The sequence below is a fragment of the Clostridium estertheticum genome (assembly GCF_018861295.1).
GTDB lineage: Bacteria > Bacillota > Clostridia > Clostridiales > Clostridiaceae > Clostridium_AD > Clostridium_AD estertheticum_D.
On sequence record NZ_JAHLDM010000019.1, the window covers coordinates 37,013 to 63,307 of the forward strand.

General features: G+C 29.4%; 17 protein-coding genes. 8 read left to right on the plus strand and 9 right to left on the minus strand.

Annotated features, from left to right (window positions below; genetic code table 11):
- The first annotated feature begins 171 nt into the window (after positions 1-171).
- The 3 genes from KPL54_RS17190 to KPL54_RS17200 all read left to right on the plus strand — a co-directional run bounded on the left by KPL54_RS17190 (position 172) and on the right by KPL54_RS17200 (position 4,169).
- Positions 172-690, plus strand: a complete 519-nt coding sequence (locus tag KPL54_RS17190) for a chromate transporter (protein WP_253203549.1) — start codon at positions 172-174, stop codon at positions 688-690.
- The gene (locus KPL54_RS17195) at positions 691-1,227 is read left to right on the plus strand and encodes a chromate transporter (RefSeq protein ID WP_216107732.1); all 537 of its coding nucleotides are present in this window, start codon (positions 691-693) and stop codon (positions 1,225-1,227) included.
- 269 nt (positions 1,228-1,496) lie between these two features.
- The gene (locus KPL54_RS17200) at positions 1,497-4,169 is read left to right on the plus strand and encodes a cation-translocating P-type ATPase (RefSeq protein ID WP_216107733.1); all 2,673 of its coding nucleotides are present in this window, start codon (positions 1,497-1,499) and stop codon (positions 4,167-4,169) included.
- 100 nt (positions 4,170-4,269) lie between these two features.
- On the opposite strand, the gene KPL54_RS17205 is transcribed toward KPL54_RS17200, so the two are convergent.
- The 3 genes from KPL54_RS17205 to KPL54_RS17215 all read right to left on the minus strand — a co-directional run bounded on the left by KPL54_RS17205 (position 4,270) and on the right by KPL54_RS17215 (position 6,837).
- On the minus strand, positions 4,270-5,205 hold the full coding sequence (locus tag KPL54_RS17205) for a hypothetical protein (RefSeq protein ID WP_216107734.1): 936 nt from the start codon (positions 5,203-5,205) through the stop codon (positions 4,270-4,272).
- Between the two features lie 165 nt (positions 5,206-5,370).
- Positions 5,371-6,246, minus strand: a complete 876-nt coding sequence (locus KPL54_RS17210; RefSeq protein WP_216107735.1) for a CvfB family protein — start codon at positions 6,244-6,246, stop codon at positions 5,371-5,373.
- 69 nt (positions 6,247-6,315) lie between these two features.
- Positions 6,316-6,837 (minus strand): gamma carbonic anhydrase family protein, encoded by a 522-nt coding sequence (locus KPL54_RS17215; protein WP_216107736.1) that lies wholly within the window; start codon positions 6,835-6,837, stop codon positions 6,316-6,318.
- Positions 6,838-7,196: 359 nt separating this feature from the next.
- Between KPL54_RS17215 and KPL54_RS17220 the strand changes: the two genes are divergently transcribed.
- From KPL54_RS17220 to KPL54_RS17240, 5 genes are all read left to right on the plus strand, one after another.
- The gene (locus KPL54_RS17220; protein WP_216107737.1) at positions 7,197-10,235 is read left to right on the plus strand and encodes a vitamin B12-dependent ribonucleotide reductase; all 3,039 of its coding nucleotides are present in this window, start codon (positions 7,197-7,199) and stop codon (positions 10,233-10,235) included.
- Positions 10,236-10,630: 395 nt separating this feature from the next.
- Positions 10,631-11,485, plus strand: a complete 855-nt coding sequence (locus KPL54_RS17225) for a TnsA endonuclease N-terminal domain-containing protein (protein ID WP_216107738.1) — start codon at positions 10,631-10,633, stop codon at positions 11,483-11,485.
- Between the two features lie 11 nt (positions 11,486-11,496).
- Positions 11,497-13,665, plus strand: a complete 2,169-nt coding sequence (locus tag KPL54_RS17230) for a Mu transposase C-terminal domain-containing protein (protein WP_216107739.1) — start codon at positions 11,497-11,499, stop codon at positions 13,663-13,665.
- Between the two features lie 16 nt (positions 13,666-13,681).
- Positions 13,682-15,358 (plus strand): ATP-binding protein, encoded by a 1,677-nt coding sequence (locus KPL54_RS17235; protein WP_216107740.1) that lies wholly within the window; start codon positions 13,682-13,684, stop codon positions 15,356-15,358.
- Between the two features lie 12 nt (positions 15,359-15,370).
- Complete coding sequence (locus KPL54_RS17240; protein WP_216107741.1) at positions 15,371-17,272, plus strand: TnsD family Tn7-like transposition protein; 1,902 nt, start codon at positions 15,371-15,373, stop codon at positions 17,270-17,272.
- A gap of 70 nt (positions 17,273-17,342) precedes the next feature.
- Here the strand turns inward: KPL54_RS17240 and KPL54_RS17245 are convergent, their stop codons facing one another.
- From KPL54_RS17245 to KPL54_RS17270, 6 genes are all read right to left on the minus strand, one after another.
- Positions 17,343-18,956: a DUF2326 domain-containing protein gene (locus KPL54_RS17245; RefSeq protein WP_216107742.1), complete on the minus strand. Its 1,614-nt coding sequence runs from the start codon at positions 18,954-18,956 to the stop codon at positions 17,343-17,345.
- Positions 18,946-19,170 (minus strand): ABC-three component system middle component 7, encoded by a 225-nt coding sequence (locus KPL54_RS17250; protein WP_216107743.1) that lies wholly within the window; start codon positions 19,168-19,170, stop codon positions 18,946-18,948. The genes KPL54_RS17245 and KPL54_RS17250 overlap by 11 nt, the downstream gene beginning before the upstream one ends.
- Positions 19,160-19,960 carry an ABC-three component system protein gene (locus KPL54_RS17255; RefSeq protein WP_216107744.1) on the minus strand — a complete coding sequence of 267 codons (801 nt, stop codon included), beginning with the start codon at positions 19,958-19,960 and terminating at the stop codon, positions 19,160-19,162. The genes KPL54_RS17250 and KPL54_RS17255 overlap by 11 nt, the downstream gene beginning before the upstream one ends.
- 222 nt (positions 19,961-20,182) lie before the next feature.
- Positions 20,183-20,383 (minus strand): hypothetical protein, encoded by a 201-nt coding sequence (locus tag KPL54_RS17260; protein WP_216107745.1) that lies wholly within the window; start codon positions 20,381-20,383, stop codon positions 20,183-20,185.
- Between the two features lie 59 nt (positions 20,384-20,442).
- Positions 20,443-23,229, minus strand: a complete 2,787-nt coding sequence (locus KPL54_RS17265; RefSeq protein WP_216107746.1) for a hypothetical protein — start codon at positions 23,227-23,229, stop codon at positions 20,443-20,445.
- On the minus strand, positions 23,229-26,291 hold the full coding sequence (locus KPL54_RS17270; protein ID WP_216107747.1) for a hypothetical protein: 3,063 nt from the start codon (positions 26,289-26,291) through the stop codon (positions 23,229-23,231). The genes KPL54_RS17265 and KPL54_RS17270 overlap by 1 nt, the downstream gene beginning before the upstream one ends.
- Positions 26,292-26,295: the final 4 nt, after the last annotated feature.

A 26,295-nucleotide genomic window follows, 5' to 3' on the forward strand; every position in this document is an offset into this window, starting at 1 on the left:
TAGTTATTTTTTAAACTTTTTATATCTTTTATATTCTTATGTATATTATAACGAACTTTCATCAAAAAAATATACACAAAACAAAATAAATTCTAGCTACAATACAAAATAAATTCTAGCCACAAAACAAAATAAATTATAGGGGGTGTCCCGGTGCAAAGATTACTGATTATGTTTTTGACTTTCTTTAAAATAGGCTCTTTTACCTTTGGTGGAGGTTATGCCATGATCCCACTTATTGAAACTGAAGTTGTAAGTAAAAAAAAGTGGCTTTCAAAAGAAGACTTTTTAGATATAGTTGTTATTTCTCAAACTTTTCCTGGAGCCTTAGTTGTTAATTGTAGCATATTTATTGGTTACAGAATTGGCGGTCTACTTGGAGCTATAATCGGACTTCTTGGAGTCATTTTACCTTCATTTTTTATAATTCTATGCATAGCTGTCTTTTTTATGAAATTTCGCGAGTATTACTATGTCAATTTAATTTTCAAAGGTATTTCTGCTGCAGTACCAGTACTTATACTTATAGCGGTAGTAAGTTTATCAAAATCTCTAAAGAAAAACTATACAAATCTTATTGTAATTTTATTGTCAATTACAAGCATATTATTTTTTAAAGTACATCCTGTTATAGTTATACTTTTATCTGGTTTATATGGAGTTCTATTTCTTGGAAAGAAGGTGAAATAAATGGGTATTTTAATTAAAATGTTTCTATCCTTCTTAAAAATAGGTGCCTTTAGCTTTGGCGGAGGTTATGCTATGCTTCCACTTATCGAAAGAGAAATTGTAAAAAGCAATAATTGGATTAGCTATAAAGAATTTGTTGATATCATTGGAATATCTCAGATGACTCCAGGACCAATAGCCATAAATTCAGCTACTTTTGTAGGTTTTAAAGTGGCTGGTATATCAGGTAGTATCGCTGCAACCCTAGGTGTAATCTCATTTTCTTTTCTTCTAGTTTCCATTGCAAATCATTATATTATGAAATTCAAAGAATCCTATATAATGAAAGCAGCCCTCACAGGTATGCGTCCTGCTATGATTGGTCTTATAATTTCCGTATTTTTGTCTCTAGGCCGTGAATCTTATAAAGACATTAAAAGCGTAATAATTGGATTTATTATATTTGGACTACTACTAACTGATAAATTTCATCCAATTATAACAATAATGATTTCTGGACTATTAGGCATTATATTTTATGGACTATTCCCCATCTGATTTTTAAAACATTGCTTTTTGTTTACCTAATATACTTATTGTTTCATTTCTAATAATATGATATGATATGTTTAATGTACCAAAGGGGAGTAGCGAGGGCAGTTTTTCTGCTTTTAATTATTCGTCATCACGGTGTACTAAAATACACCCGGATAATTAACTCACTAGATGTTGCCAGACCTTTGTTCTATTTTTTAATAGAGCAAAGGTTTTTTTGTCTCTAATAATTTTCACTATAATTGCAAATACTATAAAAAGAGGTGGTATTCATGTTTGCACGCAAAACTATAAAAGAAGTTCTAAAAGAATTTAACTCAAATTTAGAAACGGGGCTTTCTCAAAAACAATCAGAAATACAAAGAGAAAAATTTGGATTCAATCAGTTAGAAACTAAAAAACCTAAAACATTACTTTCTATGTTTTTCGCCCAATTAAATGATATTCTAATTTACATTTTAATTGCAGCTGCTGTAATTTCTGCCCTTCTAGGTGAAACAAGCGATGCAGTTATAATTGCTATCGTAATTGTTATCAATGCTACCGTCGGAATTATTCAAGAATCTAAAGCAGAAAAAGCTCTTGATGCATTGAAAAAACTATCCACTCCAAATGCCGTAGTTAGGCGTGATGGAGAGGTAAAAGAAATTCCATCTAGAGAAGTTGTACCTGGTGATATTATTATTATCGACGCTGGACGATATGTACCTTGCGATTTAAGGCTACTTGAAACTGCAAATTTAAAAATCGAGGAATCTACACTTACAGGAGAATCTGTACCAGTAGATAAAGATGCAACACTTGTATTAACCGGCGATGATATTCCACTAGGAGATCAAAAAAACATGCTCTTTATGTCAACGCTTGCAACCTATGGTAGAGGCGTTGGCATAGCTGTATCTACTGGAATGAATACTGAGATTGGTAAAATTGCTAAAATGCTAGACGAAAAAGTAGATACCGAAACTCCACTGCAAAAAAAACTAGCACAGCTTGGAAAATTTCTTGGAATAGGTGCATTATTTATATGTGCTCTTATGTTTGTTGTAGGTGTTCTTCAAAAGAGAGATCTTTTTGAAATGCTTCTTACATCCATTAGTTTAGCAGTTGCCGCTATACCTGAAGGTCTCCCTGCAATAGTCACTATAGTACTTGCTATGGGAGTTCAAAAAATGATTAAGGAGCATGCAATTGTACGTAAACTACCTGCTGTTGAAACTTTAGGTTCAGTAAATATTATATGTTCAGACAAAACAGGAACCTTAACTCAAAATAAAATGACTATAACAAAATTTTATGCAGGTGATTCCCTAGGAAATATTGAGACTTTAAATCTTAATGATAAAGAGCAGAAGTTGCTACTTGAAAATCTCATTTTATGTAACGATTCTACCTACTCCGAAAATTCAAAAACAGGTGACCCAACTGAAATTGCACTACTCGTAGCTGGAGCACGCAACAATATACTCAAAGATGCCTTAGAGAAAAAACACCCGCGAATTGATGAAATTCCTTTTGAATCGGATAGAAAATTAATGACTACTGTAAATAAATATGATGACGGATATTATGTAATGACAAAAGGAGCAATTGATAATTTGTTAAATATATGTACTAAAGCATATATCAAAGGTAGCATCGTACCTATTACTCCTGAAATAAAAAAAGACATAATAGCAATATCTAATAACATGTCTGATGATGCATTAAGAGTTTTGGGTGCTGCTTATAAAGTTCTTAAAACAAGTCATGTAGATATTGATTCTTTAGAAAGTGATTTAATACTTATTGGACTCGTTGGCATGATAGATCCGCCAAGGCTTGAGGTTAGAGATTCTATTGCACTATGTCACGCATCAGGAATTAAGACTGTAATGATAACTGGCGACCATCAAAATACAGCTTTTGCTATAGCAAAAGAACTTAATATTACAGATGATTCTAAAAGCGTTATGTCTGGAACTGAGCTTGATAGCATATCAGAGGTCGAATTAAATAGTAGGATTGATAATATTAAGGTATTTGCAAGAGTATCTCCAGAGCATAAAGTGAAAATTATAAAAGCTTTTAAATCCAAAGGGAACATCGTATCAATGACTGGAGACGGGGTAAATGATGCACCTTCTCTTAAAATAGCAAATATCGGTGTTGCAATGGGTATAACGGGCACCGATGTTGCTAAGGGTGCAGCTGATATGGTATTAATGGATGATAACTTTTCAACTATTGTTGCTGCTATAAAAGAAGGAAGGAACATCTTTCGCAATATCAAAAAGACTGTAATATTCCTTATCTCCTGTAATGTTGGAGAAATTATAGCACTGTTTTTTGCAATACTTTTAGGTTGGGCATCTCCTCTTCGCCCCATCCATATATTGTGGGTTAACTTAATTACAGATACACTTCCAGCTCTAGCTCTGGGAGTCGATCCTGGTGACCCTGACGTAATGAAATATAAACCACGTAATCCAAAGGATAGTTTATTTAAGAACTCGACCTTAAGTTTAGCTCTTAATGGATTGTTAATTGGAATACTAACCCTAGCAGCATTTATAATAGGTGCAAAATACTATAGTGGTGATACAAATCTATTTCCACTATTCCCGAGTGGTCTTAAACCAGATGCTTTAGAACATGCACAAACTATGGCTTTTGTAGTCCTTAGTTGCTCTCAGCTTATTCATTCATTAAATATGAGAAACGAAAAGAAGTCCATATTCCAAATAGGTTTATTTTCAAACAAATATTTAATTGGATCTATTCTCTTAGGCCTAATGCTACAAATCCTTATAATAACAATAGCACCACTTGCAAAAGTGTTCAGTGTTCATGCTTTGAGTATGAATGATTGGGGTTTCGTAACTATATTATCCATTATGCCCTTAATCTTAAATGAGATTGTAAAAATGTTTAAACGTATGTTATCTAAAACTTTAGAAAATTAAATAAATAAATAGAGGTTGATGAATTAATTCATCGACCTCTATTTATTTGAATCATATATATATGTTTCTTACCTTAATAGTTGAATTCATGTGCATTATATTATTTTCTTAATTCTTGTTTTCCAATAACTTTACTTTTAGCATCCATTTTACATGTGTTTTTAGCTTCTGGTGTAGTAAAATATACATTTCCCTCAACCTTAGTATCTATTAACTGAAAGTTATTTGCCGAAATATAAAGGTCACCTTTGAATGTTCCATGTTCCATACTTGTTTCAGTACTTTTAATCGTTAGTTTTGGCACAGCTAAAGTGAATCTATCTCCTATGTTCTTAGCTTTATCTTGACTGTATAGATTTATCTTGCGTTGCAAAAGAGCTTTATCACTTCTAAACTCACCATCAACTACAAGGTTTTTATTTATAGTTAAACTTTTTTTCATATCAATAGTCTGTATACCATCTTTACTTATAGCCTTTTCAAAAGAGGCTGCAGTGTCTACTTCATTTAAAGTTGTTACTAATTCCTGCTTTCCAGTAACTTTACTTTTAGCATCCATTTTACATGTATTTTTAGCTTCATTTGTAGTAAAATATAAATTTCCTTTAACTGTAGTATCTATTAACTGAAAGTTATTTGATGCCACATAAAGGTCACCTTTAAAAGTTCCATGTTCTATACTTGTTTTAGGACTATTAACAGTTAATTTTGGCACAGTTAAAATAAATTTATTAGTTATGTTCTTATTTTTGTCTTGACTATATAGGTCTATATTACGTCCTACAATATTTTTATCCTTTTTGAACTCACCATTAACTACAAGATCTTTATTTATAGTTATATTCTTTTTCAAGGTAATAATCCACGTACCATTACTACTTATAGCCTTTTCAAATTCTTTTGGAGTACTTACCATTGAAGTTGCGGTTATTACCTTTGGAGTTTTTTTAGGTGTTTGAGTTGGAGCTTTCATGTTACATCCTACGAGTAATACGGCTAGTATAGCCGATGTTAATAATATGTTTTTTGATTTCATTAGAAATCCTCCTTATTAATAAAATGATTTATTCTTCGGATATAGTATAACCAAAATAATAATAATTCATGTTTAATAACAAAGTTAAAATATTTTCAAAAAATATTAAACGACTAAAGCCTTTTAATATTTAAGGCTTTAGCCGTTTAACGACATTTCTCTTATTTACTCTTTTTCTATTTCTTCTAATTTAATATCTTGTTCTTTTAATCTAGTACCATCCATATCTTGAACAATCAGATCACATTTCATAAGTCCACCCAATGCCCTTTTAAATGCATTTTTACTTGTTCTAAATGTTTTCTTTATATCATCTGGGGAACTCTTATCATTGTATACCATAGATCCACCAGATTTATTTAAGAATTCTAATATTTGCTGTCCAACTACATCTCTTTCTTCTAATCTTGGTTTTCTTGCTGTTACATCCATTTTACCATCTTCGTAATATTTCTGTACTCTCACAGTTAGTCTGTCTCCGGGTATTACACTAGCATAATTCTCATTTCTTAGAATAACAGCTCTATAAATGTCATCAATAGCTATCATTAATGTGCCATTAGTCTGGATTCCGTATACTGTACCTTCAACTTCATCATCAATTTCATATGAATCTGTATCATATAAATATTTATCAATAAAAGTAGTAGCTGCAAGTCTTCCAGTCTTATCTAGATATATGTAAAAAAGATATTTCTTACCTGTTTCTAAGCTATAGTTTTCCTCTTTAAAAGGAACTAATATATCTCTTTCTAAACCAATTTCAACAAAACTTCCTATTGTAGTCATGTCGACTACCTTAAGATAAGCTAAGTCTCCAACTTTTGCCAGTGGCCTTTTTAAAGTTGCAATTAATCTGTCACTCGAGTCCCTGTATATAAACGCTTCAACTTCATCGTCAATTTTAAGTGCTCTCCCTACTGTACTTTTCATTGGAAGTAATACATCATCATCCGTATTATCTGTCTCAGCTCCCAAATAGTAACCAAAATCTGCACGCCTAACTACCTTTAAACTATTAATATCTCCTATTTTTATCATTTAATATCCCCTACCTTTTTTAAACTTTTGACCAATCTATATATTTGTTAATTTTATCAACAAATTGTACTAAATATACTTGTCATCTTTTATCATATATTTCATTGAAAGTTCAGCATAATGATGCGCTGATTCTTTTAAGCCCTCTTTTTCCTGAGCCGTTAATATTCTTATAACCCTTGCCGGCACTCCCATGCATAAAACACCAGACGGTATTTTTTTCCCCTGCGTAACTAAACTACCAGCTCCAATTATAGTATACTCTCCTATTTCTGCACCATTAAGGATTGTACTTCCCATTCCGATTAAAGTATAATTTGCAATTGTACAACCATGTATTATAGCATTATGTCCTATAGTTACATAATCTCCAATATTAACAACAAAATCGTCATCATTATGTATAGTGCAGTTATCTTGAACATTTGTGTAATTACCTATAGACATAGAATTCATATCGCCTCTTAATACAGCTCCAAACCAAATACTGCTGTACTCTCCTATAGATACATTTCCTATAACATCTGCGCTGATAGCAATAAAAGTATTTTTATGTATACTCGGGATTTGTCCATCGAATTGATGTATCATAATTTCCTCCTCACCTCTTCCAAAATAATAAATGCACATCGAATATAGTGCTATACTAAGTATACATTTATTATACTACTATATTTAATAAACAAGCCCATAATTAGTCATAATTTGATTTAATTTATTATTTGATTTTTTATAAAATGTATTATATAATACCATATGTAGTGGCGATTATTTTAAAATTACTACATATGGTATTATATTTAATATCACATAAAATATACCTAAATAATTAGTATAACTACTTAGGTATAATAATTTCAAACATACAGACTTATATTTTACATGATTTAAGATTAATATGCAACTAATAGGAGGTGTTTATACTAGTTTTTTTTAAGCTAGTATTAATTATGGCGGAGATAAAAAATTTGATTAAACGGGTTTTCACAAAGGAATTAGAAAAGAATAAAGCTATTACTGTTTTTGATTTATTTAATTGGAAAAAGGTAAATGTTTTGTTAAAAGACCATAAAACTAATAAAGTACTTTTAAACATGAAGGATTTAGAATTTCCAGAACACTACTCACAAAATTCTTGCGATATAATCGCTTCAAAATATTTTAGAAAATCTGGTCTTAATAATAAAAAAGGTTATGAGGATAGTATGAAACTTGTAGCTCATAGACTTGTAAATTTTTGGTGTGAAGCTTTAATAAATGAAACTATCATTAAATCTGATGAAGAAAAAAGCATTATTTATGATGAATTAATATATGCATTTTTAAATCAAATGTTTGCTCCAAATTCTCCTCAGTGGTTTAACACTGGCCTTAATTTATCATATGGTATAAAAGGTGGATCATTAGATAATTTTTATTATGATGAAAAATCAAAAATGATAGTTAAAAGCAAAGATGCTTATACAAGAACTCAAGCCTCAGCTTGTTTTATTCTATCAATTGAAGATAAATTACTCGGCAAACATTCAATCTCAGAGCAATATGTAACAGAAACCAAATTATTTAAAGGCGGTTCTGGTACTGGAACTAATTTTTCTAGTATACGAGGGATTGGAGAGAAATTATCTAGTGGTGGTATTTCCTCAGGCCTTATGAGTTTCTTAAGAGGCCTAGATAGAAACGCAGGTGCGATAAAATCTGGTGGAACTACAAGACGTGCAGCTAAAATGTTATGCCTTGATATAAACCATCCTGAAATAATGGAATTTATGACCTGGAAAGCTAAGGAAGAAGATAAAGTAAGGGCTCTAACTAAAATGGGTTATGATGGTAGTTTTGAGGGAGAGGCTTATGAAACTGTTTCTGGCCAAAATGGAAACAATTCCATAAGATTTTCAGATGAATTTATGACGAAAGTTGATAAGTTGTCAATTGATCCAAATCAAACTATTACCCTTAAGGGAAGATGTGATTCTTCAATTGACAAAGATATAAGTGTAAAAAAACTATGGGACACCTTTAATGACGCTGCTTGGAAATGTGCAGACCCAGCTCCACAATTTGATGACACCTTTAATGCATGGCACACTTGTCCTGCTGGAGAAGACGGAGAATTTGGTGCTAAACATAATAGAATTAATTCAACTAATCCTTGCGGTGAATATGCCTTTTTAGATGATACTTCTTGTAACTTAGCATCTATTAATATTTATAAATTTTATGACCCTAAAACTAAAAAGTTTGATGTTTCCGGATATGTGCATTTAATAGGACTTACTCAATTAGTTCTTGAAGCATCAATACATTGGGGACAATTTCCAACTGAAGATATAGCAAGAAAAACTCATTTATTTAGAACTACTGGTCTTGGGCTATCAAATTTAGCTTCATTATTTATGGTAATGGGCTATCCCTATGACTCAGAAGACTCTAGAAATATAGCATCATCGTTAACTGGAATAATGACTGCGCAGTCTTATTATGTTTCATCTTTAATTGCGAAAGAATTATCTCCTTTTGAAAAATATGATATTAATAAAGAATACATGCAGATAGTTATAAGAAATCACGCAAGAGCAGCTGGAGCAATAAAGAGTGACTTTGAAAACCTAAACTATGAACCTATAAAAGTGGATCACGCTATTTTAAATAAAGACTCCTTAGGTGATATAAGTGAAACCTTAAAAAGTTGCTGGACAAAAGCATTAAGCAGTGGCGAAAACTATGGCTTTAGAAACGCTCAGGTTACAGTTTTAGCTCCTACTGGCACTATTTCCTTTGCTATGGATTGTGGTGCAACATCTGTAGAACCATATTTTAGTCATTTTATTTATAAGAAATTATCTGGCGGCGGCTTTATGACCATTGTAAATCCTGTAATTAAAGATTCTCTTACTAACCTTGGATATTCCGAGGGTGAAACAAATGATATTTTTGATTACATTCTAAGAAAAGAAATGGTTGATGAAAACGGCTTTGAATACGAAAAAATTGTGGACGGTAAAATAGAGGGTGCTCCTCATTTGAAACAGGAACATTTATCTATATTTGATACAGCAAATAAATGTGGTAGCGGTAAAAGGTATATTTCCTTTATGGGACACGTTCTTATGATGGCAGCAATAACACCAATGATATCAGGTTCTATATCAAAGACTGTAAACTTACCTAAAAATGCCACTATTGAAAATTTTAAAGAAGTTATATTAACTTCTTGGAAATTAGGAGTAAAAGGTATAGCCTTATATAGGGATGGTTCAAAGGCAAGTCAGCCACTAAACACTACTTTATCCGAGGACAAGGAACTATTACTTGAAGATCTATCATATGATGCTCTTTTAAAGAAAGCAAAATCATTACAAAAAACTTCAAACCAATCACACTCAACACGTGAAAAACCAATTGGGATACGTTATGGCACTACTCATCCTGCTCAAATTGAAGATGTAAAGATTTATACTACGGTAAATAGGCGTTCAAATGGAGAGATTTCTGAAATATATATAACAACAGATAGAGAAGGTACTATTATTACTGGTTTACTTAATTCTTTATCAAAAGCAATCTCAGTTATGCTTCAACACCATGTACCTGCAGACGCTATCTCGAAGATGCTTCGAGGTCAAAAATTTGAACCTTATGGTTTTGTACAAAAACATCCTTACATTAAATCAGTTTCATCTATTTCTGATTTGATTAGCAAAATTATTGATATAGAACTAGGTGATTACAGTAGATGTCAGATTAAACCTGACAATTATGAGAACACTAATATACCTAATAATCCGTTAATCCCTGTTGAAAATGAAATTTCAACTACTTTAGAAGAATCCGCTAATGCGGTGTCTCCTGTAAGTAAAGAAACTGACAAAATTCAAGGTGAAAGATTGTACTCTGAAACCTGTTCACTTTGCTCAAGTACTAGGCTTGTTCGCAATGGTACTTGTAAGGTTTGCCTTGATTGTGGAACAACAACTGGATGTAGTTAACAGCCACATCACAATTGGCATAATAGTAAAAGTACAACTAAGTTGTGTTCTAACACAATTAAGTTATGTCCTAATACAATATAGTTATGTTCTGGAACAATTAAGTTGTGTTCTGTAAAATGAATATTTATTCATCATTACAAATTAAATATAAAAAATCACTATTTATTTGAAATTAATAAATAGTGATTTTTTTTGCATATCGGCATATGAATTCGGATATAATAATTTATAAGAACATTTGTTCTTTAAGCAGATGTAAATTTTATAAATTAAAAATTATTTTCCTCATTTTTAATTTTTACACTTCGCCCTCTGGAATAATCCAGAGAGCTTTTATTTATAATAAATTGTTATAATTAAATCGTTTTAATCTATCAGGAGGAGGAGTATCAATGGGTAAATATAATTCAAATAAACTTACAACTAAATTTGTTCAGGACTATATAAAAGATAGACTTTGGGAAAAAGATAACGCCGAGTATGTTCCTTTTTTAAGTGTAAGAAGTGTACCCACCAAAGGAAAAGCCAATCGCATCATGGGCTATAAAACTGGCAGAGAACATCATTTTCTAACAAAATTAGAGTACGCTGCATTTTATCATTTTGATTGGAGTGATGACGTGTTAGATATCAAAGAACAGTATCCCCTTCTCCCTATAGATCTTTTACAAAATATTGCTGTAGAAGCTGGTATAGAATATCCTAGTCTTGATGATGAACCCATTATTATGACTACAGATTTTCTCGTCACCACTAAGTGTAATGATAAAATAGTCCACAGTGCTAGAACAGTAACTCCTTCTATTAATCTTTCTAACAAAAGAATTATAGAAAAGTTTGAAATAGAGAGGCGTTTCTTTAATTCAAAAGGTATAGATTGGGCTATTATCACTGAAAAAGAATTATCGAGTGTATTTACAAATAATATGGATATACTTCATTCAAATAAATTAATTAATAATGGAACAACCTTAGAAACGCAGTATCTGATTACTATGTATAAATATTTGACTAAAGGCATAGAAACAGCTATTTCTAAAAATATGCCAATAGCCTACCTTCTTACAGAATTATCAAAAAAATTTAATATTAAATTTTCAGATATCAACGAAATATTCTTAAAAGCAATAATTGATAAAATAGTAGTTCTAGATATTTATAATAAGCCTTTAAATATCACAGCATTAACTATAAGTGATCTAAGCGTAAATACCAAAGTACTTTTAGGTTCAGTTAACACACTATAGGGAGGTATAGTATGAAAAAATTACAAGTCAATATGGTATTTAGAAATACAAAAGATAATGTTTATTTCAGGATTATTCTTATATCCTATGATTACTCTGACTTAGTTTGCATAGAACTTAATAACAAAAAATCATTTCCTTATTATGATAATACTTCAAATATCGAGTCTCAATTAATTAATGAAGAACTAGAGATATTAGAGAACGACCCATACTTTAGGATTTATGATGAAAGTATCTTTCCTGCAAAATTTTTAAAAATGAGAGATACTGCATACGATTATATAAAAGATTTATGTTGCGATAATAATTTATTGGATCTTTGTAGTAAACATAAAAGAGGATTACTAATTAGTGATATTAATACCAAATTGGAAATAAGCAAAACCACTATTTATAAAAATATGAGAAAGTACCTTCAAGGAGGAATGACAAAAAACTCATTATTACCTCCTCAATTAAAATCTAGAGTTACTAATTATTCAAATAAACCTGGCAGAAAAAGAAACATTACTCAAGGTGAAGGTATCATAATTGACGATAATATTTTACTGCATATAAAAAACATCTACGAGATGTATTATCTAAAGATTGATGGCTCAACTATAAAACAAACTTATCATGAATTCTTATATAAATATTATTCTTATCTTACAATTGAAAATGGTAATGAAATCAGAAAAATACTTGATGATGATAAAATACCAACACTTAGACAATTTAAATATCATATGGATAAGATTAGGAATTTCAAACGTGAAATATTAAGCAAAATTGGTGAAATAAAATATCAACAAACTGAAAGACCAACTCTTTCTAGAGAGGATATTAATGTTTTTGGACCAGGACATCTATATGAAATTGACTCAACGGTAAGTGATATATATCTTGCAAGCAACATATCTAGAAATATAGTTGTGGGTAGAGCAGTTTTATATATAATAATTGATGTCTATAGTCGCCTTATAACTGGATTTTATGCAGGTCTTGAGGAGAGTAGTTGGACCGCCGCTATGATGGCGTATATGAACATGAATGAGAATAAGGTTGATTACTGTAAAACATACGATATAGATATTACAGAAGAGGAGTGGCCTTCATATGGCATACCCTCTAGGATAAATGCTGACAGAGGTGAAACTATAAGTAAGGCATCTGACGAACTTGTAAAACATCTTCATATAAATATTGAAAATAATCCTCCCTATTGCCCTGACATGAAAGGTATTGTTGAAAGATGGTTTAAAACTATTAATGATTACTTGCAAAAATATGTTCCAGGTGGAGTTAGAAAGAATCATCAGCAAAGAGGTGGTGAAGATTATAGGAAAAATGCTGTACTTAATATAAGAGAATTTAATCAAATGCTAATAAGGTTTATTCTTGGTTATAACAATACTGTTTTACAATCCTTTTCTATGAGTAAAGATATGATTGATAATCAAATAGTTCCTACGCCTTCAAATATATGGAACTATGGTGCTACAATGAAACTTCTTTTTACAAGCAGTATACCTAAAGAAAAAATGATGCTTACATTGATGCCTAAAGCTAAAGCATCGATCCAAAGAGGCGGTATTTGTTTCAAAAGACTATATTATTCATGTGAAACTGGAATACGTGAAAATTGGTTTCTTCGAGTTTCAAATGCACCTAAGAGTGTAGATATAGCCTATGACCCAAGAAATTTAAATAAAATATACATCTATGACAAAAGGACAATGCAATTTGAAACCTGCAATATGCTCCCCAAAAGCATTAAAGACTATAAAGATATATCCCTTGATGAATTAATAAAAATAAGAAGTACCGAGTCTAAATTAAAAAAATTAAATAATACCGAAAATATTTCATTGCAAATAAATTCACATCACCAGATGAAAGATATAATTGACAATGCGGTTAAACAGTCAACCGTTTTAGCATCATTATTACAGGATAAAACAAATAATATACCTATAAATAAAAAAATTGAAAAGGCGATTATGCGTAAAGAAGAATACTTTGATTTAGACCCTCAAACACAAAATAGTGAAACCTCTGTTTTGAGCTTAGACAAATATAAAAACAAAACATCTGACAATGATGAAATAACCTATGAAGAACATGAACAAAAACATAATGATGAAATTAATGATTTAATAAAAAGTATTATATTAGGAGATAAGGAAGATAAATAATGGAGGTCGATTAATTATGACTATATATAAACGTAGGATGAATGCAATATATACTGTTCCTTCTCTACCTGATTATGAAGGTAATCCATTTATAGAAGCTCTACCACCACTTCTTGAGCCTACCGAACTATATAGAAAATTGTATTCCCCTATTAAATACAGTGATGAGGAAAGAAACCTATCAAAAAGTCAAAGAATACAAATTCTAAGTAGGTTAAAACAATTTTTTATACCTAATAATAAACATATTGAATTGTATAATAAAATCTACATGGCACTTACAGATGGTTATAAAGATAAAAACCCATTCAACCCTGAGAATGTAAGAAGAAAATGTAATATAAGACGAAAATACTTTAATAGTGATGTTGATATCAGTAATTTTTACATTGATGAAGATATGGTTGAAGATATATATACCACTTCTAGTGGCTTATGTATCTTTGGTATTAGTGGTGGCGGAAAAACTGTCTCTACTAATAAAATACTAAATCTCTTTCCTCAGTTTGTACAGCATACTGAGTATAAAGGTCATTCACTAATAGAGAATCAAATAGTTTACATTAAATTAGAATGTCCTACAGATGGAACCATAAAATCTCTATGCAATGCCCTTTTCAATAAACTTGATGAAATTATAGATAGTGCTCAATATTTTAAGAATTGGGGTGGGGAAAGACGTGGAACTATGGTTCAAAATATGCCTAATGCTGCTATAAATGAAAATATTGGTCTTATTGTAATAGATGAAATACAGCATCTTGCAAGGACTGAGGCTAAAACCAAGGAACTTTTAGATTTCCTGGTTGAGATAATAAATACAATCCAAGTTCCTATTCTTGTAATTGGTACAAATAAAGCATATCAGGTTCTTCAGGATAACATTAGAGGACCAAGAAGAATAGGTGGTAATGGGTTTATGCTTTGGGATAGAATAACTGATAAGAATGAATGGAAAACCTTTATAACAGCCCTATGGCAATACCAATGGACTCAAGAAAAAGTACCCTTATCAGATAAATTAATTGATTTATTTTATGAACACTCACAAGGTATTGTAGACTTTGCAATTAAGCTATTTACCTTCACTCAGGCTAATGCCATTTATACTGGTCATGAAAAAATAGATAAACAAACAATTAATGAAACTGCAAAAAAAGATCTTGCTCTTACTAAAAAGATGAGAGAAGCTATCAAAAGTGGTGATATAACACTAATGGCTCAATATGAGGATATCTTGATACCTAATGAGGCAGAAAGATTAATGACTTTAGCTAGATTATCAGAGAAAGAAGAAGTTATAAAACGAACCTTTGCTTTAGATAGGATTATAATAGAAAAACGGAAAGAAGATTTATATTTAGAATTGTTTAATAAAATGCAAAAGATGTCTTCTGGAGAGACTAATTTACTAAAAAAAGCGTTACATGAAATATTAAAAAATGTTGATATGACAAAATCATATATCGAAATTGAACAAGAAGCCCAATTATTATTTATGGAGAAATTTAAAGATAAATTATTAAGTGAAGCACAGCAGTTACAAAAAATACCCAAAATCAAAAATATCAATTCTTATAAAAGAAATGACTTACGCTCAATCTTTGATAAGAGCAAAAAAGAAGAAAAAGATGTGTATATGATTCTTCATGAGATGGGATATATTAAATCTCCTGTAGAATTTATAAATTAAGGTGGTGTAATTATGCTTTCATATTTTCCTCAAGTAAGGGATGAAGAATCAACCTATAGTATCTTTTCAAGATTACAATTTGCTTTACAACCACCTAATTTTGAAGTTATGGGAACAATGCTCTTCAATAGAAAGTTCGAAGTTGGAAGATTAAATTTTCAAGGCTGTTTCGATCATTTATGCAGTAATTTACCTTCCAACTTTACTTCAGAAAATTTCTTTTATAATAATACTATTTATCCTCTTTATATACCCTTTATATCAACTGAAAAACAAGATAAAGCTTTAGAATATTTCAAAGGTGATTATCCTGATAAAATCAATAAATGCCTTAGAATAAGCGATATCACTAGGACTAAAACATATATTAGATTCTGCAAAGAATGTATTAAAGAAGATTTCAAGATTTACGGAGAACCTTATTATAGAAGGCAGCATGAAATTGAATTAAATAGAATGTGCTATAAACACAAAGTCCCTTTATATGAGTATAATATATTTCCATATAAAATACCTAGAAGATATGATGACTTCTATACAGTTTTAAGTAATTCAAAAGAGATAACTATCCCAGTAGAATACAAAGAAAAATTCTTGGATATTGCTGAGGATATAGATACTATATTTACATTAGATTTAGACAATTGGAACATAGAAGTTACAAAAGATAAGATATTTAATAAACTTGCTGAAAAAGGATATGTAACGGTTAACGGTACAACATTACAGCAGGAATTTTGCCAGGACTTTAAAAAATATTATACAGAAGAATTTTTAGATTATATTGGATATAACTTCGACGTAGATGAAAATGATAGTTGGATTAGGCATACAACAACTAGAAGGAAACCTGTAGGCGATCCTTTAAAGTATATTTTGGTTATAAGATATTTATTTGGTACCTTTAAAGAATTTTACAGGTATAATAAAAAATATAGTAAATTTAAAAAGGGTCCCTATCCTTGTTTAAATATAATCTGCCCTAATTACAATGAACTTGTAATAAAGGATATTATGAAAATAAATGAATCACACGGTTACCCGATTGCTACTTTTGAATGTGAACATTGCGGTTTCAAATATTCTCGATGTGGCCCCGACAAGAATGACAATGATATATACAACAAGACCTATGTTAAGGATTATGGTCACCTATGGCATGATAAATTAAAAGGATGTGTAGATAAAGGTTTTAGTCTTAGAAAAACATCTAAGATATTAGGCAGCAATTGTGAAAGTATTAAAACTTGGGCTAATAAATACAAAAATCCTAATTTAGTTAAAGCCCCTACAATAGAATTGACGAACGAACCTGATAATTTATTACTAGATCAGTATAAGAATGAAGTTAGAATTTTTATAAAAGAAAATCCTAATGCTACGAGACAAAATATATATAGATCTAAGCCACGGGCTTATAATTATTTATCTAAAAATGATAATGAATGGATATTTAATACTGTGATACTAGTTAAAGAGGATAAAGCTATTTCGAAAGAAGAGAGGCTTATGAATCATTGGTTAAATAAAGATGAACTATTAGTAAAGAAATTATTAATCGCAATAAATAAAATTAAAGCAGAAAAATTGCCATATAAAAGGCTAACCATTGCTGTTTTACAAAAATATACTAGTTACTATAATTTCCATCAAAATAGAAATAACCTTCCTAAGTGCTTTCAGATTTTAGATAAAGTATGTGAAACCATCACCGCTTATCAAAAACGTAGAGCTAATTATGTTATGAAGGAAATGGCTGATAATAGTATTCCGATAACTATTTCTAAAGTTTTGCGTAATGCAGGTTTAGGGATTCGAACAAAGCAAGAGGTTCTTAATTATATAGAAGAAATGGTAGAACAACATAATCATGGCAATGTAATTATTATAGAAAAAAACGATAACTATAAATAAAGAATCGGATTATCCAATTCTTTATTTTACATATATACTTAAAAACCATCTATGTTAATTCTTTGTCACTTTATCTATTGTTCCATGACCTACCAAATAATTCATTTCCTTTTAGAGAAAGTTCTAGAACTTTTGTTTCTTTTAATATTTTTTGACTTTCTAGGCTATAAGCTGATATCTTATCAAATGAAATGAAAATCTGTTTGCCAATACTTTTATATTTTTTAAGTATATTTTCTATAGCTTCATCAGATATTTGCTTTAACACAACTGAATCATGAATCAAAATCGGTAATACTGTCAACTCTAACACACTTAAATCATATTCTACCATGCTCTTATAAGAAGTGCCTGTACCAGTATCATCTATAGTTTCAAAAGTATATTGATTCTTATCGAATTTAAGAATAGGTGGTTTCTTTTTCCCTGAATATACATAGTCGTTTATTTCCTGCATTTTAGAATTAATACTATTTTGTAGTTGATTCAACTGTTCCATTTTCATGTTGTCTCTTCTAAGTTTTGTATCATTCCTCGAAGTAGTTAAACTACCAAGTTTTACATATGTATTATTTTCACTTTCCAATATTTCTATTCTTTTCTGCAAATTTGAATATTTAACTAATATGACCTTTGATAAATTAGGTATTTGAATTATTTTTTTAATATTTGTTTCAATTTCACCTATTTCAGTTTGTGAAATAAAAATTAGCTGATTTAGTTCTTCTTTCTTATCCTTTAATTCAGATTTTAACACTTTTCTTATTTCCTGGTGAAATTTTTCTACTTCTAAAATACTTTTTATATCTGTATTCGGAAAAAAACTCAATAAATCGTCAAATTGTTCCGACTTTAAATCAGCGTTTTCTTTTAAATTATTATTTAAAACTGTAAGTTGCGAATAAAATCTACTCATTCGCCTTCTGGCGACTGATAACCGCTGCTTTAATTTCAGTACCTCCTCAGCCTTAACTGAATCTATATCTAATAAGTCGTTATCCAAATCTTGAGAAATTTTATCTTTCTCTTCATTTAATACACCCAATTCCTTCTGATTTGTAGTATGTTGACGTTTCCCAATAGACGATACAAATTTGTATTTTTGAGCATTTTTGAATGCGCTTAATTCTTTTTCTTTATCCTTTAGCAATAATTCTAGCCCAGAAATTGCATTATAGAGATTAAACAATTTCAATAAGGCATTAATTGGTGCACCCGCAGATTCATTATGTATAATATCTAACGGACGCTTTTCATTTAAATTATCTTTTCCATATATTCTTGCATATCTTCCAACAATATCACGGAAGCTAATATCAGAAAGTCCTATCGCATACTTTTCCTTTAGGAAATTAAAGTACTCTGTAAGTGGAATATTAGATATAACATCATATTTCTCATTACATTTGCTTACATTTTCTAAATCATCGGTGTTTCTCAAAAAGTGATATTTATTTTTATCAAAAATAAAACAGAATTTAATTATATGACTTCCAACATTTCTTTGAATATCTGTCGATTTCAATATATAGTCTTTTCCACCAAATATAAAATCTATAATCATTAAAAATGTAGATTTTCCTATAGAATTAGTCCCAAAATCATCACCCAAGACAGTATTTAAGCTTGGACTAAACTCAATTCTTTTTTGTTTAAATTGTTCGCAAATAATCTCATACAACATGATTAACTCTCCTCAATTGATAATTATAATCTATTTTACCTAATACAAATAAACACTCTACTGTTTCAGCAAATTCTGTAATATCGTCAAATCTCTTAATTACATGTATATATAATTCATAAATAGTTAAATGTTTTTCTTCCTCTAAAACATTTAATATAATAGGGAATTTGCTTATTATGCTTTCACTATAACTAAATAGTTTATTTGGCAATTTCATGGAACACCTCACAACTCTGCACAAAGTATGAAATTACTGCTTCACATGCTTCATTTGAAGAACCTACTGCTTTGGATTCTAGCCATTTGACTAAAGATCTAAATATTTCGCTCTTACTACTCATTTCTTTTTCACATTTCAAAAAGGTTGTCTTTATTTCTGATGCAACTAATCCGAAATCTATATGTCCAGCTTGATCCAAATCCTGAAATATTTCTTTTATAAAATTAAAAAAGATGCAAACATAATTTTCAACCTTAACTTTTAATATAATATATGTGTCTTCAATTTTATTAGAAATCTTTAATGCTTGATATTCTAATTTCATTTTTTGTAATGATTCTTCATCTATATGGGAAAGAGCATTAATTACTAAAATTATTTCTTGCTCTAAGTCCTGATGAGAAGCGGCTATTTTTGCTTTAGATACACTAGTCAGATTTTTTTTTATTTTGAGTAAATCTAAGTATTCTTCTTTAGTTTTATGATCATCATAATACCCATGGCAATCCTTACATAATGCAATTTTATTTTCAAAATCTTCACAGTTACTACCAAGTCTTTCAAGTCCTTCGAGTTGCTTTACTTCATTAGGTGTTGGACTATTAGGATAAATATGTGCAATTTGATACTTTTTGTTCATGCGCTTTCCTTTTCCTAATAGCATGTATTTTCCACATAGAGGACATATACCATCTACTTCTAATAAGTATGCGTTATCCAAATTATCTGTAATCGCAATTCTTTGTATTAAATATGGATCATTTGATTTTGTTATCTCCAAACTCAAGCCCTCCCCATTTTTTTAAAATTCTCGCTATGTTTATTCCCATATTATTGATTACTTCACTGTATTATTCAACTGCTCATTATATGAGTAATAACAAGTTAAATCATAGTTTTAGAAATTATACTGCCCTCATTTTTACATATGTAGATGCTAAGTAGTCATAAATTTAATTCTATTGTGCCAAATTTCTCTGTCTAAACATATTAATTAATGACATCATAATCTATTATTTACAAGTATTTTTTCTAATGCTACCATATACATTTTCCCAAGTTCTTTTTCTTGACTTCTATAATAATACTTTTGCTCAGATATTATTTTATCTTTGTCAGAATCATATAATTTTTTATTATATGATAACCAACCAAATAGACTTAGTACTGTATAGTAGAAATAAAACTCTTTGTCGGATTGCATATTAAAATCATACAGCAGAAATTTATTATTTTTTTGCCATATGATTACCCAATTTATATTTATAAATTATAATTAAAACTCTGTTCTATACCCATGTGTCTTATTCTATTCAACCAGTCATAAATCATGGATTGATTATAAATTCTTTTACCATTTTCATCCACAGCTTTTTCTAACGCTAATGCCATTAAAGCATATTCATTTTCTATATAGGTATCAAAAATCCCTTGATCATCTGTATTTATAGATACAAATAATTGAGGACATTTATTTATCTTATCAGGATCTGCTGTCAATCCTAAATTATAAAAATCTACAATTGGATGCTTATCATATCTTTTAAAATTACCTATAAGATAGTTGGATGAAGGATTGGTCTCAATGCCAATTCCTTTATCAAGAATAAAATATTTCATACTATGTTGAATTTCTTTAACGGCAACTATATAGTTACTTGGAACTTCAAATTCGTATTGTTCTGCCCCTTTTTTTCGTACTTTATAATTATAATGATAACTATTATATAAGAACTGTATATCTTTATCTTCTCTTATGCCCTTATCTTCTATATTACCTTTTTCGTTATCATAATAATTTATGGCACATCTATCCCAATAATGAATTTCATTTTTTTTAGTATACTTACAATCAATATACTTTTCAGGATCATCCCCTCTTAGTTTCCATGCATCATAATATTGTCTACTACTAAAGTATTTTAACTTTTGTTTACCGCTAAAATTTCTTGAATATATATCATTAAAAAGATAATGATACCTTTCTTCCAAATCATTAATTAGATTTTTCATGTCAAGTAGGTTAAATTCTTTAATTTTAATTAACATCCAAACAATGTTATCTAAAAAATCTTGTTTAGGCATTATGAGCCTTTTATTTTTATTATTGTACCATTGCTCTACATCTACCCCTAAGGCAAGGGCATGCCCTAGTCTATCGCCATGACTAAAATTCAAAAAGTAAACAGTCTCATCTATTGCCCTTAACCCATCAATTATATCAAGAAAATCCTCTCCTACGTGATAGGTAGCTCTTAACTGCATAGGATAATGGCTATTGGATAGATGTTCATTTCCCATAGGAGAACAATTACCTCTATCAAGAGGCTCCTCTCTAGAATCATAGTTATCCCTTAATTGCATAGAATAATTAATCTCAAAAAGGCGTTCATTTTCTGTATGGAAATTATTAGTTCTTAAGTATCTGAATACTTGAGCGAAAACTTCAGGACGACATCCAATTTCATTAGAACATCCATCTATTCCAAGAATTCTACCTGCAGAAGCTTTTAGGCTGTTCCTTAGTTTTAATATTGCCAAAGCCTGTTTTTTAATTTCTAATCTTTTCTTATTATGTCTTGGAGACATAAATAGTGACTTCTCTAAAGAAACATCCTTATCCTTTTCTTTGGTAAAATGAACAACATAAAAATATTTTTTCTGTTGTTCTCTATTATAATTTATAATCTTATCCATCTTGTAAATTTCCTTAGATAGTTCATCAGCACTATTTTCAGGAGTAATACGGGCTTCTAGGCTTACTATGTTCTGATTTTCCATAGTTGTTCTAATCGCTGTATAATAAACTGCTTTTTTTAAAAGTGGGTCTTTGTCTAAAAACTTGCTTTTTCTATCTTGATATGCAGAAAAATTATCAAAACCAACTCTGTCGTTTGTTTGAATCAACTCTCCTCTAAGTTTGCTTTTTATAACAAGGTAGGCATAAAATAAATTCTGATATTCAATAAATTCAGGATCATTCTTATAGATCTTTTTAAACATGGAATATAAAAACATTCGTTCTCCCACATAATATTGATTATAATCTTTACCTCTTAAAATTACATTTTTAGGTATGCTATAATCTATGGCAACCTTGTTACCACGGGAAACATCTTCAAACCTTTTTCCAAAGTCGTATTTTAGACTATCAATAATTCCTTGAATTGTATGAGTATCTATTGCTGCCATTAAGGAATCACTATTTTTAAGAACTTTTTTTAGTTCTTCATTATCTCCCAGCTTAGCTATATTCTCTTTTTTTGTATTATCGTATTTATCATGGTCTTCATCCTCTTTTACATCGAAAAAAGGCATATTATTCAACTTACAAAATAGGAATGCTCTTATTATCGCAGCCTTTTTGCATAATGCAGGGAAATTGGTTCTTTCAGTGTTGTCACTATATTCTATATCAGTTTCAAGACGACTATGCATTATTCCTGACTTATAAAATTCACTTTCCCTATTAGCAATTCTATTCATAAGACTTGTCCATGTTAAAGAAAATACTGGTGCAGAGCCTTTTAAATGGAAGTGATTTTCTGCAAGTCCTTCTTTTAGAATATTGTGAAGTCTTACATTATTTGAGTTTATAATAGGATTCCAAGCAAAAAAATTTCTATTATAGGAGGATACCACATCTTTATAAGCAAAGTAAGCTGTGGTGAATATGTCTTGACCAAGCTTATGAAATATCATTCTCCATCTCATCATTTGTTCATATTTACATTCAGGAACACCATTATTATCTATTAGCACGTCCTCACCGAAGGAAATAAATAAATTGAATATAGACTTTGAATTAGAAATTGAATTAACTAAATGACGCCTATCTTTCATCCAATTTTGTAATAAATAATATATGTTATTCATTTCATCATTTGAATAATACCTAACTTCATTAATTCCAAGGTTTATAAATGAAGCTTTATTAATATTATTGAAACGGTATGAATTTTTACTTTCTGCTTCAAAGCAACTCTTAATGATCTCTTCTGGATTTACTTTTCTAAATAAAATATCTAAGGATAATCTAATGTTGTCCATTACACATCAATTCCTACATGCTTAAATAATTTTTCCAAAAAGTGAACCATTTCTGAGGCAGCCTTCTTTTTATTATCTGCTGAATCTGTTGAATTGTATAAGTTATTGGAGCAGTTATCTCTTATTTTGATTGTTTCCTTGCAAAAGCCAGCCATAATTTCATTATTTTTAAATTTAAATAAAATACTTGAGACATCGTTAGCATTTTTAACTATTTGATCTCTAACACCAGTATTATTTTGCTTATTTAAAAAATAAATATATCTATTTTTTAAAATTTGTATGTCCTCGTCAGTAAATTTTGTATCAAAATAAGAATCATCAGGTGATGTAAAAATGCTGTTCCATAATGCTGCAACATCGTCTGAATCAAATTGTACATCTTCATTTTCTTTAGTAATAATATTGGTGTTAACAAATAATGGACATTGCAAAAATACTTCAATAAAATCTTTTGATTCTTTCTCATTAATATTTTTTTCAATAATATCTGTTGACTTGTAATATATAGTATTAATTACTTGTGTCATGAAAGAATATTCCCAATTTTGCTTTGATTTTAAATGCATTTCTACATCCTCATATAAATTTTCAAATAGTTTTTCAAAATATTCAACACTATAAAAAGGAATGATTGAATCATTTTCACTTTGCCATTTTTCAATTAATATATATAGGGATTGTTCTTTAATTTTATTTATTACATCGTCATCTTCATAAACGGTACCAAATACTGTTTCAAAAACACCCTGTGGATTTAATAGGTTTGATACAAAAGTTGGAATGCATAATGTATAATACTTTGTTGGTGAAATCTTATCTGTGAGTCTAGCATTAATTTTATAATATACGCTTTGGATGGTTCTATAATCTCCTAATTGCTTATTATTTATATCCTCTAGAGTGCCTACATAAAGTACAAAATAATGTAACCATTCTACTAGTTGAATATATTTCCCTAAATTCTTACTAACTTTACTTTCAGCCGTATCATATTCCAATTTTATTGTTTCTAAAAGACTATCATAAGATTTATTTTTTTCAATTTGGTTTAATACTCTACCTTTTTTTAACAGTTCAGGTGAAATACTTTTTTCTAATTTATTAATAGGAGAATTTCGGAAATCCTTTAATGTAAAATCGGCTTTTACTTCCAGTTCCTTCTTAATGTCAAAAAGGTATTGTATTTTTACGTCTTTTTTTGTACAAGAAATTATTTTTTCCACTATATATGGTAAAGACATATCTTCAATCTTTGTATTTGAATAACTTATATTTTTAGTTATATTTCTATTATTTGTGTCAAAGACTCCAGGCAGACTACTGCTTCCAGCTCTATTCCTTATAATTTTTTTAGAATATGGATCATATAAGTTTCCACCCACAATTACACGAGTTTTAATATAGTCATTTTCAATTTTTAAATACCTTAATAATGTGATAGAATATAATGTTTTAAGACCAAAAATAAATTTTGATACTTCCTCAGTATTAATATAATTTTCAAATACTTTTAATATTAACAAAACATCTCCTATTGATATATTTAAAGGATTATTAGACTTATTAATTATATTTTTCACGGATAATATCTCTGCATCTGTGACAATACCCTCCATAAGCTGAAAATTATTATCTTGCTTAATAGGAAATTTTTCACTTAATTTTGTCACCACATATTTATTTCTTATGGATATATCTTCATTTAAGAAGCTCTGAATGAATTCAATATATTCCATAGTAGAAAGATTCTTTCTGATCCAGTTATTTATAAAATAATCCTCAAATCGTTTTAAATTACTTTTCCATTTTCCTTTTAAATTTAGATCAGTATTTTTTGAATCTCTATCCTTAGGATCTAAATCAATATCATTATTTTTTATATTAACAATATCATCCATGCTATCAATAAACGATAAATAATTATGTAGTTCCCTTAAATTATCTGGTACTAAATAATGGTTTTGCGTTTCTGGTTTTATGAATATAAGTCCTGTTTTCATTCTGGTTTTATCTAGTATTAATTGTTGAATCCCCTTATCTTCAACTTTCTCTTCACCTTTAACTTCTATTATAATATCAGTAGATTCAATATTTCTTAGTTTTGGCATATATAGTTGTCTTTCTACAGGAATTAGCTTCTCTATATATCTAAATGCCATAGTTTTAGTATTATCAGACAGCCTTTTTTGTTTAATCATAGTTTCAAAGTACTTCATGTAGCTTTGTTCTACTGAATCCATTAATTGTTCCATTTTAATGGCTATTAATATAATAACATTTGGTATTATAAGATATTTTCTAAGTTGCTCAACCATATCGTAAGCATGAATCATATTCATATCCAAGTCATCAATAGAAATAACTAAGAAATTGTCCTTTTGTTGTTTTGTTAAATATGGTAGCAATTCTTTCATTAATTCAATTAAGTTATCCCTCATATTTAAGCTGGCAGAAAGCCTTGAGAGGTTTTCTAGTATTGTTCCTGTGTATCCATCGTCCTTTAATATTTCTTTTTCATCCATATTTAAAGTAACCATGTTCTTATATAATTTTTCAAATTTTCTTAAAATAGAGTTTGCCATAGAATTATTATATTCATTTTCCTGGTTCTTCAACTCTTTTTCAAACTTAGAAAACATTTTTGCTATAACAATGCCAAGCAGGTTTTCTTTATCTTCCAACATAGATGGATCAATAACATCTAAATTATAAAAATTATAACCCTTTATTTCATTAAATTCAGGAATATTTACCTTTCCATTACCATGCATATCCTTTAGGAACTGATTGAAAGATACCATTGCAGAACTTTTACCAGTACCTCTTTCACCTATAAACGAAATAATGTTATTATACTGATTCTGATTAAGGTTTACATCTTTTTTATCGTTTTTGGTATTAGTATTATCTACTATATGTTTTACAGATTCAGCTGCGTTAATATAGATATCTCTAAAAAAAGATTCATTTATATCCTCATACTTCTCAACTTTTATTCTTAAAGCATCGCCTTCACCAATTTTTATTTTTATTTTTTCTACAGTAATTCCCTTATCCATTTTA

Excerpts from the sequence above, each read along its gene's own strand:
- KPL54_RS17190 (WP_253203549.1), top strand. The coding sequence starts at position 172 with ATGTTTTTGACTTTCTTTAAAATAGGCTCTTTTACCTTTGGTGGAGGT.
- KPL54_RS17195 (WP_216107732.1), top strand. The coding sequence starts at position 691 with ATGGGTATTTTAATTAAAATGTTTCTATCCTTCTTAAAAATAGGTGCC.
- KPL54_RS17200 (WP_216107733.1), top strand. The coding sequence starts at position 1,497 with ATGTTTGCACGCAAAACTATAAAAGAAGTTCTAAAAGAATTTAACTCA.
- KPL54_RS17205 (WP_216107734.1), bottom strand. The coding sequence starts at position 5,205 with ATGAAATCAAAAAACATATTATTAACATCGGCTATACTAGCCGTATTA.
- KPL54_RS17210 (WP_216107735.1), bottom strand. The coding sequence starts at position 6,246 with ATGATAAAAATAGGAGATATTAATAGTTTAAAGGTAGTTAGGCGTGCA.
- KPL54_RS17215 (WP_216107736.1), bottom strand. The coding sequence starts at position 6,837 with ATGATACATCAATTCGATGGACAAATCCCGAGTATACATAAAAATACT.
- KPL54_RS17220 (WP_216107737.1), top strand. The coding sequence starts at position 7,197 with ATGGCGGAGATAAAAAATTTGATTAAACGGGTTTTCACAAAGGAATTA.
- KPL54_RS17225 (WP_216107738.1), top strand. The coding sequence starts at position 10,631 with ATGGGTAAATATAATTCAAATAAACTTACAACTAAATTTGTTCAGGAC.
- KPL54_RS17230 (WP_216107739.1), top strand. The coding sequence starts at position 11,497 with ATGAAAAAATTACAAGTCAATATGGTATTTAGAAATACAAAAGATAAT.
- KPL54_RS17235 (WP_216107740.1), top strand. The coding sequence starts at position 13,682 with ATGACTATATATAAACGTAGGATGAATGCAATATATACTGTTCCTTCT.
- KPL54_RS17240 (WP_216107741.1), top strand. The coding sequence starts at position 15,371 with ATGCTTTCATATTTTCCTCAAGTAAGGGATGAAGAATCAACCTATAGT.
- KPL54_RS17245 (WP_216107742.1), bottom strand. The coding sequence starts at position 18,956 with ATGTTGTATGAGATTATTTGCGAACAATTTAAACAAAAAAGAATTGAG.
- KPL54_RS17260 (WP_216107745.1), bottom strand. The coding sequence starts at position 20,383 with ATGCAATCCGACAAAGAGTTTTATTTCTACTATACAGTACTAAGTCTA.
- KPL54_RS17265 (WP_216107746.1), bottom strand. The coding sequence starts at position 23,229 with ATGGACAACATTAGATTATCCTTAGATATTTTATTTAGAAAAGTAAAT.
- KPL54_RS17270 (WP_216107747.1), bottom strand. The coding sequence starts at position 26,291 with ATGGATAAGGGAATTACTGTAGAAAAAATAAAAATAAAAATTGGTGAA.